Consider the following 15,178-nt stretch of genomic DNA (forward strand, 5'->3'; position numbering starts at 1 on the left):
CCGGAAGGGAAGGGCTGATGGACAACCAACTGACCTACGACCCTGTGCTGGACAGCCAGGCCCTCCCCCGCATGCGGCTGCTCAGCCCGCTGCGCCCCCCGCAGCCCGGCCGGGCCCTGGTGCTGGTGCCGGACAGCGGGTCCGCGCTGACGGTGCGGCCGGGGGAGGACGTCCCGGATGCCCGCTTCGGCACGTATCAGAGCATGTTCACCGTCGACACCACGGAGCACCGGTTGGTGCTCAGCGTCGATCTGCTGAGCCGGGACGCCACCTTCGCCTTCCGCGGCCGGGTCGAGCTGATCGCGCAGGTCATCGAGCCCGCCGAGGTGGTGGCGCGGGGCATCCGGGACATGAGCGGCGCTCTCTACGCCCATATGAAGCGGATGCTCCGCAGGGTGTCGCGCGACTACGACATCGCCGAGTTCCATGAGGCGGAGGAGGCGCTCAACGCCTCGGTGCGCGACTTCACCGGTGACTCGGCCATCAGGCTGCGCAACATCCATGTGGAGCTGCTGGTCGATGAGGAGGAAGTCGCCACCAGCGGCCGGGAGTTCCGCGACGTCGTCCGCGAGACACGGTTGAACGGCATGCGCCGCAAGCGCCATGTGGACATGCTGCGCGAGGACGGCTATGAGGGGCTCATCGCGGAGATCATGGACCGTGAGGGGCCCCGGGCGGCTCTCGAATGGGTCGAGAAGGGCCAGGCGGAAGAGCGCGAGGCACGTCTGCACGCGATGCGCATGGTCCTGGAGCGCGGCGACGCGCATCGCGAGCCCTTCGAGCAGGCCGAGCTGGAGCGGGCCGTCATCGACGAGGTGCTGGGCGGCGGCGGGCCCATCGGCGGCAGCCGCCGGGGCAGGCTGCGCGGCTCGCTGACCGCCGGGGCGTCGGGTGCGGGCCGCTCGGACGGCCGTACGGACCGGGCAGCGGACGGTAGTACCGAGGACGGCCGAGCGGAACCGGAGCGGCGGGACGCGCTGCGCGGCGAGGTGCTGCGGACCCCGAGGGACGCGGGGCCGCCGGAGGATGAACCGGTCACCGAGCCGTTGCCGACGCGGAAACCGGAGGCACCGCGCGCACCGGAACCGCGTACATCCGCCGCGAAGCCTGATTCCGGCCCGGGGCCGGGCGAGGGCGAGGGCGAGGGCGAGCGGCGGGTCAGCCGGGTCCGTGGCGTCCGTCCTCCCGGCGGCGGCAAGCGGGACGGCGGTGGCGCCCGGTGACGGACGACGTCGCGGTCGAGCGGCATGACGGTCCCCCGCGCGAGACCCCGCCGCGCGAGATCTGGGAGCACGGCGAGCCGGGGCTCTCCTCGATCGTCGTACGGACCGAGAAGCGGTCGGGCCGCGGCGAGGACGCGGAGCCGCTCGCGCTGTTCCACCGGCCGGGCCAACGCGGTCTGCTCGCCGTGTTCGACGGCTCGGGCGGCTCCGGCTCCTCGGTGGCCCGCACCGACCGGCTCGGCCGGAAGCAGACCGGGGCCTGGGTGGGCTCACGGGTGGCGCGGCTGGGCGTCGAGTCGTGGTTCGCCGACGTGGTGCTGCGTGGCGGGTCGGACGCCCCGGAGCGGCTGCACGCCCAGCTGCGCCAGGTACAGGACGTGGCGCGCCCACAGCAGCGCAGCAAGATCGTGGGCTCGATGCGCCGGGAACTGCCCACCACCCTGGCCGGGATCCAGTACGAGGTGCGCGGCGACGGGGTCACGCTGCGCGCGCTGTGGGCCGGGGACTCGAGAGCGTACGAACTGGACCCCGGCACGGGCCTGGCCGCGCTCACCCGCGACCACACGGAGGAGACGGACGCGCTCGCCCAGCTCCGCCAGGACCCGCCGATGACCAATGTCGTCTGCGCCGATCGGGACTTTGTCATCGATACGCAGCTCAGGAGCGCGAGACTCCCCTGTGTGCTGCTGTGCGCGACGGACGGCTTCTTCGGATACGTCCGCACTCCCGCGGACTTCGAGTATGTGCTGCTGAGCACGCTGATGAAGTCGCATACCGAGGGCGAATGGGCCGACCGGCTCGCCAGGCGCGTGGAGGCATACACCGGGGACGATGCCTCGCTCGCGCTGGTGGCCCTCGGCTTCCCGGACTTCATGACACTGCGGAGCGCCTTCAGCGAGCGCTACGACGCCGTGCGGCATCTGTGCACCGCCACCACCCCCGAGACCGACGATCCCGCCGGCTACCACCGCTGGCAGGACGACACCTGGCTCGCTTACCGCCCCTACTACGAGAAGCACATGCCGCCACTGCGGGAGGAGCGGGTATGAAGCTGGGTGACTCCATCGCGGGCTACCAGATCGTCAGCGAGCCGACCAACGCCAACGGCGGCAAGTGCATGTGGGCCTTCGCCAGAATGGGCGGACGCGAGTACTTCATCAAGCGATTCCTGGAGCCCAAGCGCCCCCGCGAGGGGTCCACCGCGTCCGCGAAGAGCCGGCAGCTCCGCCTGGAGGCGTGCCAGGATTTCGAGAACCGGCACCGGGCCATCATGGACCGGCTGCGGCCCGACGCGATCGGTGGCGGCAACCTCGTCCTGGCCACCGACTTCTTCCACGAGGGCAGCACCTATTACAAGGTGACGGAACGGATCGACAACTCCACCCTGGAGAAGCCTCAGTCCCTCGACCCGCGGCACAAGTCCATCCTGCTCAAGACGCTCGCGAACAGTCTGAAGCTGCTGCACGACATCGACGTGGTGCACGGCGATCTCAAACCGGCCAATGTGCTGGTGCAGAAGCGGGACGGGAACGCCTTCCACACCGCGAAGCTGATCGACTTCGATGACTCGTATCTGAGCGGACAGCCGCCGGGCCGCCAGCAGGTGGCCGGAGACTCGCTGTACGGGGCGCCGGAGTGGCGGCGCTATGTGCAGGAGGACGAGAACACCCGGCCCGAGGACCTCACGACGGCCGTCGACATCTTCGCGCTCGGCGTGATGACGCACTACTACCTGACGGGCGCGCCCCCGCGCCACGACGAGCGCTTCGGCTCCCCGGCGGACGCGGTCAACGCCGGGGCGGAACTGCGGGTGGACGACCGGCTGACGGATGCGATGGCGGGGCTCATACGAGCCATGACGTCAGGTGCGCCGGGCCGCAGGCCGCGGATGGCCGCCTACCTCACGGCGCTCAAGGACCCGGAGGTATGCGCGCTGCGGCGCAAGCGTCCGCCACGCCCCGGCACCACCAAGCCCGCGGCGGAGTCCTCCGCCGCTGCCCCGCCCACCCCGGGGTCGGGCGACGGCGGGTCCGGCGGACCGCGTACCAGCCGGCTGCGCACCAACCTCAAGGGCGGCTCCGGGCGCGGTTCCCGGCCTCGTACGCCGACGGCGCCCGCTCCCGCACCGGAGGCCGCGCCGGCCCCCGAGCCCGCCCCCGCCCCCGCTCCCGCTCCCAGGCCGGCCGCCGCGCCCGCGTCCGCTCCGGCCGCCGAGAAGCCCGCGTCCGGACGTACCTCGCGGGTGCGGATCAACCTGGGTGACCGTCGCAAGGACTGAGCACTCGCACCAAACGGAGGAGAACCCACGTGAACGCGAACATCGAGAGGTACCAGGGCAACTTGCAGTACGCCGTGGACATCGTGCTGTGCCTCGACGCGACGGCCAGTATGTTCCCCGTACTCGACTCGGTGAAGGACAGCGCGCTCGGCTTTCACGCGCGGCTCAACGCCGTGATGGCGGAGAAGGGCAAGGCGATCAGCCAGCTCCGGTTGCGGGTCATCGCCTTCCGGGACTTCGGCGACAACGCGGATGACGCCATCGAGCAGACCGGCTTCCTCCGCCTCCCGGAGCAGGCCGCGGAGTTCGAGTCGTTCATCCGCGGAGTGGACGCACGGGGCGGCGGCGACATCCCGGAATCGGCGCTCGAGGCGCTGGCCCTGGCGGTCAACTCACCCTGGGAGACCGGGCTCGACCGGCGGCGGCACGTCATCGTGATGTTCACGGACGCGCCCGCCCACCCCCTCGGCAAGGTCGGCGTCAACGCGCAGACGTATCCGGCGAACATCCCGCGCAGCATGGATGAGCTGTTCGAGCAGTGGGGCTACGCCCGCAGCCAGACCGCGGTCATGGAGCAGTCCGCGAAGCGGCTCGTGCTCTTCGCCCCGGACGACGAGCCGTGGAGCGAGGCCATCGCGGAGGAGTGGGACCTTACGCTGCACTTCCCGTCCAAGGCGGGACAGGGCCTGCAGGAGTTCGAGGTGGACGAGATCATCGACACGATCGCCAACAGCCTGTGAGTCATCTCCGCTGCAAGGGCGCCGAGGTGTATGTGGGCGAGGGCTTCCTGGCAGTCGATTGGGGGCCGGGCGCCGGGCTGAGGGTGCCCGCACAGTGGTGCGCCTCGGTGACCTTGCGGCCGCTGGCCCGGCAGGACGCGGGTGCGCAACTGGTCTTCGAGGTGCGGACCGGGGGCGCGGAGGCCACGGGGTTTCTGAAGTTCCGGCTGGACGTGGAGGAGGAGCGGACCGGGACCGCGGGGCGGTTCGTCGAGGACATCCGGCGTGAATGCGGCATCGAGGACGTCGCTGAGGACGACGCTGAGGCCGAGGACGACACCGAAGCCGAGGACGGCGGCGAGGCCGAGGACATCGAGGCCGCGGAAGAGGAGTCCGGGGGCGCGGAGCTCAAGGCCGAGGACGGCCCGCTGCTCCGTGTCCCGTACGGCGAAGCGGACTGGATCGCGTTCCCGGCGGGCCCGGTGACCGAAGAGCTGTACGCCGACGTGGTGGAACGGCTCGTGGCCCGGCAGGCCGGGCAGAGCCCCGGCACGGACTGAACGGCGTCCGGCGCAGGACGGGAAGGGAGGGACACCAGGTGCCGGGGCGAACATGGCGGTGCCCGATGTGCGACACGGTCAATGGCGTGACCGACGGCGCGTGCATCGTCTGTGACGAGAGCAAGCCGCGCGCCACGAAGCCGAGCGCTCCGAAGGCCAGTGCTCCGAAGGCCAGTGCTCCCAAGGCCAGCACGCCCAAGGCCAGCACGCCCAAGGGCGGGACCGGTACCTCCAGGCCGGGCGGGTCCGGAGCCAAAGGCGGGGGCGCGTCCAAGGCGTCGGGCGGAGCCAAACCGTCCAAGGGGACCGCCTCCGGGGCGGCGCGCCGTCCCGTCTCCCGCCCGACGGGGGATTGGACCTGCCTGAAATGCGATACGCGCAACGCGGCGACGTCCCTCTCCTGCCTGGTGTGCGACACCGCCTGGAAGGCGGCGACGAAACCCAAGCCGGCCAAGCCGCCGACCGCGTCGAAGACCGCCAAGACCGCGAAGACCGCATCGAAGACCGCGAAGACGGCCACGTCGCCCGGCTCCGCGAAGGGGACCGGCGCCTCCGCCCCCTACCGTCCGACGCGCCCCGGTACGACCCGCGGTACGCCATCCGGTGGCAGCTCCTCGGCCCCGCGGTCATCGCCGCCCCGCCGAGAGCCGGCCGATGTCTTCTACCCGCCGCCGGGCGGCGGCGGGTCCGTCGGCTACACCCCGGGCGGCTCGCCCTCGCCACCCCCGCCCACGTCGTCCACGCCGCCCCGGGGGACGACGAGCACGCCCCCGCGCACCACCCCGTCCTCGGACGGGAAGAGCTGCCTGAAGGGGTGCCTCGGCTTTCTCCTGCTGGCTTTCGTCTTTCAGGCGCTGCTCAACGGATGTGACTGGGCCGATCTGTCCATGGGCTCCTCCGGAGACCCGGAGCCCTCCTCCTCGGCCGGCGCGGCGGGTTCGTGCCCCCAGCGCATCGCGTCCGCGCTGCCCGGTGGCGACGGGGCCGAGCTGGTCGAAGCGTTCCATACGCGGAACGCGGACAGCGGCAACACCAAGAACATCGTTCTCTGCCGGACGACGGGGGGTGACCTCTACTACTACGGCGAGTACGCCGACGGTCGCGAGCAGGGGATCTCGATGCCCGCGCAGAAGACCGACGACGGCTACCTGGCCGAAAACGCACCGTACCGTTACCGCATCCACGGCGGTGTGGTGACGATCACACGTGACGGAGTGCGGATCGGCGAGGAGACGCTCGTGCCGGAGCCTTCCCCGAGCTGATCGAACAGCAGCCGCCGGACGAGGGCCCCGCCGTGCCGTCTACGCTCGGCTTCCATGACCAGACTGCATCTGTTCGATCTGGACGGGACGCTCATCCACGGCTCCGCCGCGGCCATCGAGATCTCCCGTCAGCTCGGCCTGGAGCGGCAGATCGGCGCGTTGGAGCGGGCGTTCGCGGGTGGGGAGCTGAGTCCCGCGCAGTTCGCGGAGCGGGCCTGTGCGTTGTGGGCGGGGCTGACGGAGGCGCAGGTGCTGGCGGCGTTCGAGGGGGCGCCGTGGCTCGCGGGGATCCGCGAGGTGTGGGCGGACATCCGGGCGCGGGGCGAGCGCTGTGCCGTGATTTCCCTCTCGCCCGGCTTCTTCGTGGAGCGGCTGCTGGAGTGGGGCGCGGACGCGACCCACGGGTCGGCGTGGCCCTCGGTGCCGTTCCGGGAGCCGGTGAATCCGGCCGGGATCCTCACCCCCGCCGCGAAGGTCCGGATCGCCGATGAACTCTGTGCGAAGTTCGGGCTGACCAGGGCCGACTGTGTGGCTTACGGGGATTCGATGTCGGATGCGGAGCTGTTCACGGTGGTGCCGTTCTCGGTCGCGGTGAACGCGGACCACCATGTGAGCGAGATCGCATCGTGTGCGTATACCGGGCGTGATCTTCGGGAGGCTTACGAATTGGCAGGTTACCGCCCGTAACTACGGGTAATTACCCGAGTTGGCAGGTGTAATGAGGGTGTTGCACTTGGGGCTTGTGAATTCATCCCGGCCCGGTAGGGTCGAGTCCGGTTCCGTGCAGCACGCTGTGACGGGGGCACAACCGGGCAACCCAGGCCAACCAGCATAACGGGAACACAGTCGCCGTTTCCCGGACTTCGGGCTATGTGCCCGGGACGGAGAACGAGCGTGGCATGCTGCCCGGAAGAGAGTATGGAGCGGGCCGTCAGGACGAATCTCACGTGAACCAGTGCACCAGAACGGGGAATTGCGGGCACATTCCGGCTGCGGAAGTGCGAAGACCGACAGAAAGATGTTCGAGGCGAGGCAACCATGGACGCTCCGACCACCACGTCGTCGGCCGGCAACGACGGACCCGGCGGAAACAGTGGCGACTGGGGTTGGTTCACCCCGAGCAGGAAACCGGCCGAGGATCAGACCCGTACCCCGGACCAGGAGGCCGAGCAGCGGGCGCCCAGCCGTCCGGTGAGCCCGATACGGCCGGTCGGCACGGGAGCCGAGCGCCGTACGCAGTCCTCCGAGTCCATACGGCCTCCTGAACCCGCACGGCACCCCGAGTCCGCACGGCACCCCGAGTCCGCACGGCACCCCGAGTCCGCACGGCACCCCGAGTCCGCACGGCACCCCGAGTCCGCACGGCACCCTGGGTCAGCACGGCCCGCCGGCTCCGTACCGCCCCCCGCGCCCGGGCCCGCCTCCACGGGCCGCGAGACCGCCTTCCGCGGGCGCGAGGAGCATCAGCGCCCCGATGAGACGCCGGCCCCGCAGGACGTCCGGCCGGCCTTCGACTCCGCCTTCACCGCGCCCGAGGCGGCCTCGCCCGACGCGATTCTGCTGCGCCGCACGATGGCCGAGATCGAGCCCGTCAGCGACAAGGTCACCTCGTACTTCTACGCGCTGCTCTTCGTCCAGCACCCCGAACTGCGGCCGCTCTTCCCCGCCGCCATGGACGCCCAGCGCGACCGGCTCTTCAAGGCGCTGCTCACCGCCGCCAGACTCGTCGACGACCCCGACATCCTCACCGACTTCCTCTCCCGGCTCGGCCGTGGCCACCGTAAGTACGGCACGCAGCCCGAGCACTACCCGGCGGTCGGCGAGTGTCTGATCGGCGCGCTGACCCGCTACGCCGTCAACTCCTGGAGCGATGAGACCGAGGCGGCCTGGGTGCGCGCCTACACCGGGATCTCACAGATCATGATCGATTCGGCGGCCGAGGACGAGCTGCGCTCCCCCGCCTGGTGGCATGCCGAGGTGGTCGGGCATGAGCGGCGCACCTCCGACATCGCCGTCGTCACCGTCCGCCCGGACCAGCCGTACCCCTTTCTCGCGGGCCAGCACACCTCGCTGGAGACCCCGTGGTGGCCGCGCGTATGGCGGTACTACTCCTTCGCCTCGGCGCCGCGCACCGACGGGCTGCTCTCCTTCCATGTGAAGGCCGTTCCGGCCGGGTGGGTCTCCTCCGCGCTGGTGCACCGCGCCCGCCCCGGCGATGTGATCCGCCTGGGCCCGCCCGCCGGTTCCATGACGGTCGACCACTCCACCGACAACGGGTTGCTCTGCCTCGGCGGGGGCACCGGGATCGCGCCGATCAAGGCGCTGGTCGAGGATGTCGCCGAACACGGCCGTCAGCGGGCGGTCGAGGTCTTCTACGGCGCCCGCAGCGATCACGATCTCTATGACATCGACACCATGCTGCGGCTGGCGCAGAGGCATCCATGGCTCTCCGTCCGCCCGGTCGTCTCCGACGGTCCGACCAATGGACTCAGCGGCAGACTCCCCGATGCCGTGCGGCAGTACGGGCCGTGGAACGCGTTCGACGCGTATCTCTCCGGGCCGCCCGGGATGATCCGCAGCGGCGTCGACACCCTGATGGGCATCGGCATTCCGTCCCACCGCATACGCCACGACTCGATCGAAGAGCTCGCGGCGGCGGCGGAATAGGAACACGCACACCAGACAGACATTCCGGCGATTCAACGGTGAATCAGAACGGGGAGAACGACAGTGGAGAGTGCGGAGCACCTGGACGCGCGCATGGGGCGTCCGGGGAGCGACGGCGAGCATCTGCTGCAGCGGCGTCTGGGCACGGTCGAGCGCGCCGACCGCTTCTACGACGACCAGGTGCTGGATCACCTCAACGTCCGGATGCGGGAGTTCATCGGCCGCCAGGAGATGTTCTTCCTGGCCACCGCCGACCGGCACGGTGAGTGCGACAGCACCTTCCGGGCCGGGCCGCCCGGCTTTCTGCAGGTGCTCGACGCACGCACCCTGGCCTATCCCGAATACCGGGGAAACGGCGTGCTGGCCAGCCTCGGCAATATCGAGGAGAACCCGCACCTCGGCATTCTCATGGTCGACTTCCTCCGCGACCGGATCGGGCTGCATGTGAACGGCCGGGCCCGGGTGGTGGAGGACGCCGCGATGCGCGCGGCGCACCCCGGCCTTCCGGTCGACCCGGTGCCCGGGCGGCGCGCCGTGGTATGGGTCGAGGTGACCGTCGAGGAGGCGTACATCCACTGCGCCAAGCACATCCCGCATCTGCAGAAGGTCCCCACGCAGCGCCGGGGCGCCGCCGATGGCCGGCACCGCGGCCCGGAGCGCGAAGCGGCCCGGGGGCACGACCGTGAGCACCGGGAGCGCGACCGGGAGCAGGACTGGGGGACGGACGACGTCAAGCGCAAGGGCGGCGACTTCTTCGGCGCCGCCGCCGAGGCGCGTGAGGGGCGCCGGACGCCTCCCGTACCGGCCCCGGAGGGGGCGAGCCGACCCGTGCCGCGCCCCGAGGAGTGGCGCGAGGCGGCCGAGCGGGTGCTGGCCGAGGCGCGTCAGCGGGCGGCCCGGAGGGTCGAGCAGCCGTTCAGCGGCTGGTTCCGCTGAGCGCAGCGCGAGCCCGGCTGGAGCGCGGCTGAGCGAGGCTGGAGCGCCGACTGAGCGAGGCTGGAGCGCGGCTGAGCGAGGCTGGAGTCCGGCCGCGCTCAGCCGAGGTCGTCCGCGAGCAGCGCCAGGACGCCCTCGATGTTCGCGTCGAGGTAGGCGCGCAGCGACGGCGGCACCACATCGACCGAGGCGATCCCCTCGCGGGTGAACGGGATGCGCACCACCTCGTACTCCCCGCACGGCTCGTCCACCTCCGGGCCGTGCCGCCGTGACAGATCCATCGACGCCAGTCTGCAGAGGAAGAAGTGCTGCACCTTCACCCCGTCCGCGCCCGGGGTGCCCTCATCGGGGTGGGGAACGGTGTCGACGAAGGCGGGCACCACATCCGTCACCTTGGCGCCCAGCTCCTCGTCCACCTCGCGGTGCAGGGCGTCGACGACGGTCGCGTCCTCGGGCTCCACACCGCCGCCCGGAGTGATCCAGTACGGCGCTTCACCGGGCTTGGTCCGCTTGATCAGAACCATGCGGAAGTCGGTCTCGCCGTCGAGCAGGATGGCGCGGGCGGTGCGTTTGACCACGGGTCGTTCGGTCATGCAGGACATCTGCCGCACCCGTCGCCCGGTGAAACCACTTACTCACCAGTCGACAGCCGCGCGCAGCAGCCACTCGTGCGCCCGCGCGATATGCGGCAGTGCGAGCGCACCCGTCCGTACGACGAGGAAATACGTGCGCAGCGGCGGCACCGGAGGGTTGAGCAGCGCCACCACCTCCCCGGCGTCGAGCGCGTCCATGCACAGATAGCGGGGCAGTACGCCGAGCCCCGCGCCCTCGGCGACGCACGCGAGCACCGCCCGCAGATCGGGCGCGATGATCGTGCCCGCCGTGACCGGACGGGTGTCGAAGACGGCCGACCAGTAGCGGGTGACCAGCGGCAGGCTCTCATGCACCTCGACGACGGGCAGGGCCTCCAGCGCGCTCACACCCTTGACCTGGAGGACCGCGGAGCCGCCGAGCCGGGCGGCCCAGCGCGGTGCCGCGATCAGCACATGCTCCTCGTCGCACAGCGGGGTCGCGGCCAGCAGCCGGCCGCGCGGCCGGGCGGTGGTGATGACCAGCTCATGGCGGCCGGCGGCCAGCCCCTCGAACAGCTCCTCGGCGCTGCCGAAGGCGCACCGCACCGCGAGCCCCTGGGCGACCAGCGTGGTCAGCGCGGGCAGGGCGCGCAGCGCGGTGAACTCCGGAGGGCCCGCGAGATGCAAGGTGCGCAGCGTGGAGCTGTCGTCCAGACCCGCCTCGGTGATCTCCACCAGCGCGTCGAGATGCGGGGCGGCCTTGTGGGCGAGCTCTTCCCCGACGGTGGTGGGGACGACGCCGCGCGCGGTACGGAGGAACAGGGGGCGGCCCAGCTGCCGCTCCAGGGTGCGGATCTGGCCGGTGACGGCGGGCTGGGAGATCCCGAGGAGCGCGGCGGCGCGGGTGAAGGACCCGGCGCGGTGGACCGCGACAAAGGTGCGTAGGAGGGCCAGATCCATGCGGTTCCCCTCGCCTCGACGCACCACCCCCGACGCATGCCAACTATAAATATGGCGATAGGTCCATGTCGCTACTGTGATTGGACACTGACGCTGAGTCAACTAGCCTTGTTCGAGCGGTTCTCCACGTGAAGAACCGGGGCGTCTCAAGCCACGAGGGGGGAGGCTTGAGGCGCCCGCACAGGCGTACCCGCTCGCTTTCAGCCACGCTCCGTATCGTGTGCCGCGTCGAGCGCGTGCAGCACATCGGCGATCAGATCGTCCGGATCCTCCGCGCCCACCGAGAAGCGGATGAAGCCTTCCGGCACCGCGTCGCCGCCCCACCGTCCGCGCCGCTCCGCCGTGGAGCGCACGCCGCCGAAGCTGGTGGCGTCGTCCACCAGCCGCAGCGCGGCCAGAAAGCGCTCGGCGTGACCCTTGTCCGGGAGGGTGAAGGACACCACACAGCCGAAGCGCCCGCCGCGCATCTGCGCCGCCGCCACGCGGTGGGCCGGATCGGCCGGCAGACCGGGGTGGCGCAGCCCGGTGATCTCGGGGCGGTCGCGCAGCGCCTCGGCGAGCGCGAGGGCGGTCGCCGCCTGGCGGTCCACGCGCAGCTGGAGGGTGGCCAGGGAGCGATGGGCGAGCCATGCCTCCATGGGGCCGGGAATCGCGCCGACCGTTTTGCGCCAGACGCGCACCGCCGCGGCCAGCCGCGGATCGCGGCAGGTCACATAGCCGAGCAGAACGTCCCCATGGCCGGTGAGCGCCTTGGTGCCGCTCGCGACGGCGAAGTCAGCGCCGAGCTCCAGGGGGCGCTGGCCGAGCGGCGTGGCGAGCGTGTTGTCGACGGCGACCAGCGCGCCGCGCGCGTGCGCGGCCTCGGCGAGACGGCGGATGTCGCAGACGTCCAGACCGGGGTTGGACGGGGTCTCCAGCCACAGCAGCTTCGCGGGCCGGGCGCCGTCCAGGGCGGCCAGTTGGGCGTCGCCGCCGGTCGGGGCGGTGCGCACCTCGACGCCGTAGCTCTCCAGCCGCTCGCTGAGGGCCGGGAGCAGCTGATAGCCGTCGGACGGCAGCACGGCCGCGTCGCCCTGGCGCAGCTGCGACAGCAGTACGGCCGAGATGGCGCCCATACCGGACGAGAAGACGACCGTCTCGGCGTCGGTGCCGGGGGACTCCAGCTCGCTGATCGCCCGCTCCAGCAGGGACCAGGTGGGGTTGGCGTCCCGCCCGTAGGTGTAGGGGCCGGTGGCGTCGCCGGGAAGGTGGTAGTGGGCGGCGAAGACCGGGCCCGGCAGCGTCGGCTCGTACGCCTCCGCCTCGGGCAGCCCGGCCCGTACGGCGCGGGTGCCGTCGCCGGTCATACGGGCTCCTTCCCCGCCGCCGGGGCGTCGGCGGCGTCGTTGGCCGGGGCGTCGGCGGATTCCCGGGGAGCCGGCGCGGCGGCGAGGGCCTCGCCGACCGCGTCCAGCAGTCCACCGCTCGCGGCCTCGACCATCTCCAGGCACTTCTCGAAGTCGTCCGGGTCGCCGAAGTACGGGTCCGGCACATCCAGCCCGCCCAGCGCGTCCGGGTCGACGTCGGGGTCGTAGCTGCGCAGCAGCCGTACCTTCGCCGCGTCGTGCGGGGTCGGCGCGAGGGCACGCAGCTCATGCAGATGGCCGCTGTCCAGCGCGATCACCAGATCGAGCCGGTCGAACCACGCGGCCTGGAACTGGCGCGCGGTGTGGTCCTGCTCATAGCCGTGGGCGGTGAGCACGGCGATGGCGCGGCGGTCGGCCCCGTCGCCCTCGTGCCAGGGCCCGGTGCCCGCGCTGTCCACCTCGACGAGACCGTCGAGCCCGGCTTCCCCGGCATGGGCGCGGAAGACGGCTTCGGCCATCGGCGACCGGCATATGTTGCCGGTGCAGACAAAGCAGACACGGTAGGGCGACGGGTCTCTCATGCCTCCCATCATCCCCGGCCGCGATCAGTCCTCGTCATCGGGCAGCACGACATGCAGGGCCCACGCGACTATGGAAATGATCAGGGCACCGAGCAGGGCGGTGCCGAAGCCTTCGACATGGAAGCTGAGATCGAACTTCCCGGCCAGCCAGGAGGTCAGCAGCAGCATCAGGGCGTTGATCACCAGGGTGATCAGCCCGAGGGTCAGGATGAACAGCGGAAATGCCAGAAGCTTGACGATCGGCTTGACCACCACGTTCACCACGCCGAACAGCAGCGCGACCAGAATGAGCGTGAGCGTCTTGCGGCCGGTGTTCTCACCGGTCAGCGTGATGTCCTTGAGCAGCCAAATGGCGACGCCGAGGGCGCCGGCGTTCGCGATCGTCTTGACGAGAAAATTCTTCATGGTTGAGATCGTCGCAGACAGGCCCGGCGACGGGCAGGGGCACGGTAGACAGGGGTGGAGAGACGAATGAAGGCGTTCCGGCTGGATGAGCTGGAGGCGGAGCGCGCCGCGAACGACGGCGCGTATCTGCAGTTCCTGCGCGAGCGGAACATGTCCGTGGGGCTCTACGCGCTGGACGCGGGCCAGAACGATCCCCAGTCGCCGCACGGCCAGGACGAGGTGTATCTGGTGGTCAGCGGCCGGGCATCGATCACGGTGGGGATGGAGACGACCCAGGTGGCGCGCGGCAGCGTGGTGTATGTGCCCGCGGGCACGGCCCATAAGTTCCACCACATCACCGAGGACCTGCGGGTCCTGGTGGTGTTCTCTCCGCCTGAGAGCTGATCCGGAGGGTACCGGTCCCGTAGGGGTCCGGTCAGGGGAGGACGGGGGCTGCGGCGTCTCCGTCCGCTTCTGTCCCGCCCTAGCATCGACGGCAGGGGAAACCGGCCGTCGGCGTCCGGACCCACGCGTCGGAGAGAAAGCAGGGAGCAACGTGGCCACGAAGGGGATATTCCAGGGCTTGCCGTGGTGGGTGACCTGGATCGCGGTGCCGGTTCTCGTCCTCGCCGTGTTCGGTGGTCTGATCATGAGCGTGCTCGGGTTCGTCATCAGCCTGGTCTTCAAGGCGCTGCTGCTGGTCGCGCTCATCGCCGGTCTGATCTACGTCGTACGTAAGTTCACCTCCTCTTCGTCGTCCCGCGACTGGTGACCCCGCGGCCTCGCGCGAGTACGCCGCGCGAGGGATACCGCGGGGCGGCCAACGGCCACGCGGCACCACTCCCGTTAGAGTGCGAGACCTCGGCGTTCTCCTTCTCGGCGTCGTCTGCCTCGCAACACACCCCGGGGGTGCCTGTTGACGACAGCGAACATCGATACGGCCGGTGAGCCGGCCCCGATCTCCCGCGCCCCGGGCCGGGGCCGCCCGGCCCCGTGGGCTCCACCATGGCAACACTGGCCATTTCCGTTCCCTCACATGAGGCAAAGCGACTCCGCACCGCAGTTGAGTCGCTACGCTCCAGAGTCGGCCAAGCGTAAACAACCCGGGGCGGCGAACGATGCGTGACATGCGTGACACGGTTCAGGCGGAAGTGACGATGACCTTCCTGGTCTCGCAGGACCTCTCCTTCCGGATCCCGGTCGAGTTGTCCTATGACAGCAGCGACCCCTACGCGGTCGAGATCACCTTCCATCTGCCCGGCGACGCGCCGGTGAGCTGGGCCTTCGCCCGGGAGCTGCTGCTGGACGGGCTGAGCAGACCCACCGGCGAGGGGGACGTGCGCATCGCCCCGGCCTCGCCCGAGGGGCTTTCGGACGTCTTCATCAGGCTCCAAGTGGGAAGCGAGAGAGCCCTGTTCCGGGCCGGGGCCGCGCCCCTGGTGGCCTTCTTGGACCGTACGGACCGGCTGGTCCCGTTCGGAGAGGAGCCGGCGGCATGCGATCCGGTGGGCGATCTCGACGCCGAGCTGGACCGCATCCTCGCCGAGGACCGGTACGCGGGCTAGATGAATGAGTCCAAGGGTTCGCCTGCGGACATGGCACGAGGGCGCCCAATGTCAATGTGTGACGAAAGACCTGGACACCCTCGCAACGGCACTCTACGCCCGGATCGACGACGAGTTGAAGGCTT

General features: G+C 70.8%; 17 protein-coding genes. 12 read left to right on the forward strand and 5 right to left on the reverse strand.

Annotation, left to right across the window (positions count from 1 at the left end):
- The first annotated feature begins 17 nt into the window (after positions 1-17).
- The 9 genes from ABZS71_RS16475 to ABZS71_RS16515 all read left to right on the forward strand — a co-directional run bounded on the left by ABZS71_RS16475 (position 18) and on the right by ABZS71_RS16515 (position 9,645).
- The gene (locus ABZS71_RS16475) at positions 18-1,223 is read left to right on the forward strand and encodes a hypothetical protein (protein ID WP_356210650.1); all 1,206 of its coding nucleotides are present in this window, start codon (positions 18-20) and stop codon (positions 1,221-1,223) included.
- Positions 1,220-2,272 (forward strand): serine/threonine protein phosphatase, encoded by a 1,053-nt coding sequence (locus tag ABZS71_RS16480; RefSeq protein WP_356210652.1) that lies wholly within the window; start codon positions 1,220-1,222, stop codon positions 2,270-2,272. The genes ABZS71_RS16475 and ABZS71_RS16480 overlap by 4 nt, the downstream gene beginning before the upstream one ends.
- Positions 2,269-3,501, forward strand: a complete 1,233-nt coding sequence (locus ABZS71_RS16485; RefSeq protein ID WP_356210655.1) for a protein kinase — start codon at positions 2,269-2,271, stop codon at positions 3,499-3,501. Before ABZS71_RS16480 ends, ABZS71_RS16485 begins: the two co-directional genes overlap by 4 nt.
- Positions 3,502-3,530: 29 nt before the next feature.
- Positions 3,531-4,241, forward strand: a complete 711-nt coding sequence (locus ABZS71_RS16490) for a vWA domain-containing protein (RefSeq protein ID WP_356210657.1) — start codon at positions 3,531-3,533, stop codon at positions 4,239-4,241.
- Complete coding sequence (locus tag ABZS71_RS16495; protein ID WP_356210659.1) at positions 4,238-4,780, forward strand: hypothetical protein; 543 nt, start codon at positions 4,238-4,240, stop codon at positions 4,778-4,780. The genes ABZS71_RS16490 and ABZS71_RS16495 overlap by 4 nt, the downstream gene beginning before the upstream one ends.
- A gap of 86 nt (positions 4,781-4,866) precedes the next feature.
- A complete protein-coding gene (locus tag ABZS71_RS16500) occupies positions 4,867-6,042 on the forward strand; it encodes a hypothetical protein (protein WP_356210662.1) in 1,176 nt (391 codons plus the stop codon).
- Positions 6,043-6,096: 54 nt separating this feature from the next.
- Positions 6,097-6,729 (forward strand): HAD-IB family phosphatase, encoded by a 633-nt coding sequence (locus tag ABZS71_RS16505; protein WP_356210664.1) that lies wholly within the window; start codon positions 6,097-6,099, stop codon positions 6,727-6,729.
- Between the two features lie 351 nt (positions 6,730-7,080).
- The gene (locus ABZS71_RS16510; RefSeq protein ID WP_356210667.1) at positions 7,081-8,709 is read left to right on the forward strand and encodes a globin domain-containing protein; all 1,629 of its coding nucleotides are present in this window, start codon (positions 7,081-7,083) and stop codon (positions 8,707-8,709) included.
- Between the two features lie 93 nt (positions 8,710-8,802).
- Positions 8,803-9,645, forward strand: coding sequence for a pyridoxamine 5'-phosphate oxidase family protein (locus tag ABZS71_RS16515; RefSeq protein WP_356210690.1), 843 nt, complete (start codon positions 8,803-8,805; stop codon positions 9,643-9,645).
- A 98-nt stretch (positions 9,646-9,743) separates the two neighbouring features.
- Here the strand turns inward: ABZS71_RS16515 and ABZS71_RS16520 are convergent, their stop codons facing one another.
- The 5 genes from ABZS71_RS16520 to ABZS71_RS16540 form a co-directional block, all read right to left on the reverse strand.
- The gene (locus tag ABZS71_RS16520; protein WP_355849619.1) at positions 9,744-10,238 is read right to left on the reverse strand and encodes an NUDIX hydrolase; all 495 of its coding nucleotides are present in this window, start codon (positions 10,236-10,238) and stop codon (positions 9,744-9,746) included.
- A 42-nt stretch (positions 10,239-10,280) separates the two neighbouring features.
- Positions 10,281-11,177 (reverse strand): LysR family transcriptional regulator, encoded by an 897-nt coding sequence (locus ABZS71_RS16525; protein WP_356210670.1) that lies wholly within the window; start codon positions 11,175-11,177, stop codon positions 10,281-10,283.
- Positions 11,178-11,377: 200 nt separating this feature from the next.
- Positions 11,378-12,523, reverse strand: a complete 1,146-nt coding sequence (locus tag ABZS71_RS16530) for a cystathionine gamma-lyase (protein WP_356210673.1) — start codon at positions 12,521-12,523, stop codon at positions 11,378-11,380.
- Positions 12,520-13,104: a low molecular weight protein-tyrosine-phosphatase gene (locus ABZS71_RS16535; protein WP_356210675.1), complete on the reverse strand. Its 585-nt coding sequence runs from the start codon at positions 13,102-13,104 to the stop codon at positions 12,520-12,522. Before ABZS71_RS16535 ends, ABZS71_RS16530 begins: the two co-directional genes overlap by 4 nt.
- A gap of 24 nt (positions 13,105-13,128) precedes the next feature.
- Positions 13,129-13,509: a phage holin family protein gene (locus tag ABZS71_RS16540; protein WP_355849607.1), complete on the reverse strand. Its 381-nt coding sequence runs from the start codon at positions 13,507-13,509 to the stop codon at positions 13,129-13,131.
- Positions 13,510-13,575: 66 nt separating this feature from the next.
- On the opposite strand from ABZS71_RS16540, the gene ABZS71_RS16545 reads away from it, so the two are divergent.
- The 3 genes from ABZS71_RS16545 (at position 13,576) to ABZS71_RS16555 (ending at position 15,053) form a co-directional block, all read left to right on the forward strand.
- Entirely contained in the window at positions 13,576-13,893 is a 318-nt protein-coding gene (locus ABZS71_RS16545) for a cupin domain-containing protein (RefSeq protein ID WP_355849689.1), read from the forward strand.
- Positions 13,894-14,044: 151 nt separating this feature from the next.
- Complete coding sequence (locus ABZS71_RS16550; protein ID WP_355849604.1) at positions 14,045-14,260, forward strand: DUF5326 family protein; 216 nt, start codon at positions 14,045-14,047, stop codon at positions 14,258-14,260.
- 355 nt (positions 14,261-14,615) lie between these two features.
- Complete coding sequence (locus ABZS71_RS16555) at positions 14,616-15,053, forward strand: SsgA family sporulation/cell division regulator (protein WP_355849601.1); 438 nt, start codon at positions 14,616-14,618, stop codon at positions 15,051-15,053.
- The last annotated feature ends 125 nt before the right edge of the window (positions 15,054-15,178 follow it).

The organism is Streptomyces sp. NPDC005393 (genome assembly GCF_040606675.1).
GTDB lineage: Bacteria > Actinomycetota > Actinomycetes > Streptomycetales > Streptomycetaceae > Streptomyces.